This is a genomic window from Arthrobacter sp. Dra40 (assembly GCF_059091905.1).
This window is the reverse complement of sequence record NZ_JBNHHB010000397.1, coordinates 1-2,792: the sequence shown is the minus strand read 5'-3', so window position 1 is coordinate 2,792 and position 2,792 is coordinate 1. Positions and strand designations below refer to the sequence as shown.

The 2,792-nt window shown below is 64.1% G+C and carries 3 protein-coding genes and 1 pseudogene; all 4 read right to left on the bottom strand.

Annotated elements, in window-relative coordinates:
- Positions 1 to 69: 69 nt before the first annotated feature.
- On the bottom strand, positions 70 to 465 hold the full coding sequence (locus AC5RWT_RS36380; protein ID WP_494084462.1) for a universal stress protein: 396 nt from the start codon (positions 463 to 465) through the stop codon (positions 70 to 72).
- The gene (locus AC5RWT_RS36375) at positions 462 to 1,988 is read right to left on the bottom strand and encodes a tripartite tricarboxylate transporter permease (RefSeq protein ID WP_493966981.1); all 1,527 of its coding nucleotides are present in this window, start codon (positions 1,986 to 1,988) and stop codon (positions 462 to 464) included. Before AC5RWT_RS36375 ends, AC5RWT_RS36380 begins: the two co-directional genes overlap by 4 nt.
- Before the next feature lie 86 nt (positions 1,989 to 2,074).
- Positions 2,075 to 2,626, bottom strand: coding sequence for a tripartite tricarboxylate transporter TctB family protein (locus AC5RWT_RS36370; RefSeq protein ID WP_494084461.1), 552 nt, complete (start codon positions 2,624 to 2,626; stop codon positions 2,075 to 2,077).
- A 48-nt stretch (positions 2,627 to 2,674) separates the two neighbouring features.
- A pseudogene (locus tag AC5RWT_RS36365) lies at positions 2,675 to 2,792 on the bottom strand (tripartite tricarboxylate transporter substrate binding protein); the annotation flags it as partial.

Genomic DNA, 2,792 nt, shown 5'->3' with positions numbered 1-2,792 from the left:
GAAGCGGCAGCAGACCGGGGTCTGCTGCCGCTTCTGCACTTTGCGCCGAAGGATACCGTCCGACCGGGCCTAGTCCGTTGCCTTCACGGCCAGTACCGGCCGGTCCGCCTGCAGCAGGATGCGCTGGGCATGCGAACCCATGATGAACTTGCCCACCTGGGTGCGCTGACGGAGCCCAATGACAATCAGCGAGACCTCTCGTTCGCTGGCAAGCTCAAGAATCTCGTCGGCCAGGTCGTCCCGGTGCGTGGGGCGCAGTATCTCTGAGGTCACACCTGCTTCATGGGCCGCAGAGGTGAGCCGCAGGAGGTCGCTCTCCGACGCCACGGTCTTGTCAACCAGAGCCCCTTCGCGGGTGGAGTTGACGATCAGCAGTTCCTCGCCGCGGAGTTTGGCCTCCGCGATGGCGGCGGCGACAGCCGCTTCTCCCACGGGGGTGGGTACATAGCCGACCAGAATGCTCATGCGTTCTCCTTAGTATTGGTGAGAGAGGCGGTACGGGATTTCTTCCGGCGTTCCATCGCAGACTTGACCATCGGCCAGACCGCGACCACCACGAAGACCACCAGCAGCGTGGCGGAGATCGGCCGGCCCATGAACCCCGCGACGTCTCCCTCGAGCACCAGCAGCGAACGGCGCAGGCTCGACTCCAGCAGCGAACCCAGCACGAAGGCCAGTACCAGCGGCCCAGGCTCGAAGCCGAATTTTTTCATCAGGTAGCCAACGGCGCCGAAGAGGACCACCAGCAGCACATCGAACATCGAGTTGCGGATGGTGTAGGCGCCCAGCAGGGTGATCAGGGCAGTAATCGGAGCCAGGATGGCGGCACGCACCCTCAGGATCCGGACGAACAGGCCAACCAACGGGATCGACATGATCAGCAGCAGGATGTTGCCGATGTACATCGAGTTGACCACACCCCAGAACAGGTCCGGGTTCTCGACCATCAGCTGCGGTCCGGGGGTCACCCCTTGGATGAGCAGCGCACCGAAGATGATGGCCATGGTGGCGTTGGCTGGTATGCCCAGCGTCAGCAGGGGAATGAAGGAACTGGTGGCCGCGGCGTTATTGGCGGTCTCCGGGCCGGCAACGCCTTCGACAGCGCCCCTGCCAAAGCGCTCCGGGTTCTTGGCGCGCTTCTTCTCCACTGCGTAGGCAGCGAGCGAGGAGATGGTGGCGCCGCCGCCGGGCAGTATGCCCAGGAAGAAGCCAAGCACAGAGCCGCGCCCAATGGCCCCCGCCGACTGCTTAAGGTCCTTCTTGGACGGCCAGACATTGGCCACGCTTGCCGGCGCCTGGGCCGCACGATGGCGTTCTTCCAGGTTGTAGAGGATCTCTCCGACACCGAACAGACCCATGGCCACCGGGACGAAGTCAATGCCGTCCGCCAAGCTGAGGTTGCCGAACGTGAAACGCTCCGCACCGGTGAAGATGTCGCGTCCCACCGTGGCGAGCAGCAGGCCGAAAGCGGCGGCGATCAGTGCCTTGAGCTTCGCACCATTGCTGATGGTTGCCACCAGGAGGATGCCGACCAAGGCCAACGCAGTGTATTCGGGCGGGCCGAAGTCCAGGGCGAAGCTGGCCACCAGAGGGGCCAGGAAGGTCAGGCCGATAATGGCAATCGTGCCGCCGATGAAAGAACCGATGGCCGCGATGCCCAGCGCCGTGCCGGCTTTGCCTTGCCGGGCCAGCTGGTAGCCGTCGAAGACGGTGACAACCGAACTGGCCTCGCCCGGCAGCCGCAGCAGCACCGAGGTGATGGTGCCGCCATACTGCGCCCCGTAGAAAATGCCGGCGAGCATGATGATGGCGGTGACGGGCTCGATCCCATAGGTCAGCGGCAGCAGGATGGCGATGGTGGCTGCCGGACCCAGGCCCGGCAGGACGCCGATCAGCATGCCGATCACTACGCCCAGCAAGCAGTAGAGCAGGTTGGAAGGGTCAAGGACAACGCCGAAGCCGTTGATGACCGGTTGCAGGAAATCCATGCGAAAACCTTTGGATCAGTGGGCAAAAGCGGGGTGCGAGGTCCCGCAGTGGCGGCGAAGCCGACACTGCGGGAGCGCACAACCCGCTAGAACAGGTGGGGAATCGAGGTACCCAGCGCCAGAATGAAGATGCCGTAGAAAGCCGCTACCACCAGCAGGGAGTAGAGGACGGCGCCACGCCAGGTTTCGCCGCCGAGGAACTTCATCCAGACCAGGCACAGGATCAGTGCGGGCACTTCGAAACCGATCATCGGCATCAGCCACACCATTACCAGCAGGGTCAGAAAACCGATGGCCGCCAACCAGGACAGTGTGGTGAACTTTTCGCCATCGTTGCCCCCGCGCCGCCCAACAACCAGTTGGACCAGCGCGAGGACAGCGATGATCAGGCTGATCACGAACGGCCACATTCCGGGCCGCGGCTGGGCGGGCGTTCCCAGCCCCAGTCCGATCGACAGGACGAGCCCTGCCACCCCCAGCATGAGCACCACGACGGATGATGCGAGGTTGGCTACCGGCCCGGCCGGCGGCGGAGCCTCGGCCTCCCATTGGGCGGCCAATTGCTCCGGCGTCAGGTCGTCTTCGGCGACGTCGACTGTCTCGTGGCCTTCAGCGGGGGTGTCGCGGGGGGACGTCATGGTTTACTCGATTCGCGGTGACGGCCAAGCGGCCTTGCGTGGGTGTTGCTACTCGCCGGCCAGCGAGATGTTGTACTTCTCGGTGAGCTCCTTGTACTTGGCAGCCAAGTCGTTCCACTGCTGGACGACTTCCTCGCCGGAGATCTCCTTAGGGGTCAGCATGTTC

Bases quoted from the DNA above. Each gene is read 5' to 3' on its own strand.
- AC5RWT_RS36380 (WP_494084462.1), bottom strand. From the start codon at position 465: ATGAGCATTCTGGTCGGCTATGTACCCACCCCCGTGGGAGAAGCGGCT.
- AC5RWT_RS36375 (WP_493966981.1), bottom strand. From the start codon at position 1,988: ATGGATTTCCTGCAACCGGTCATCAACGGCTTCGGCGTTGTCCTTGAC.
- AC5RWT_RS36370 (WP_494084461.1), bottom strand. From the start codon at position 2,626: ATGACGTCCCCCCGCGACACCCCCGCTGAAGGCCACGAGACAGTCGAC.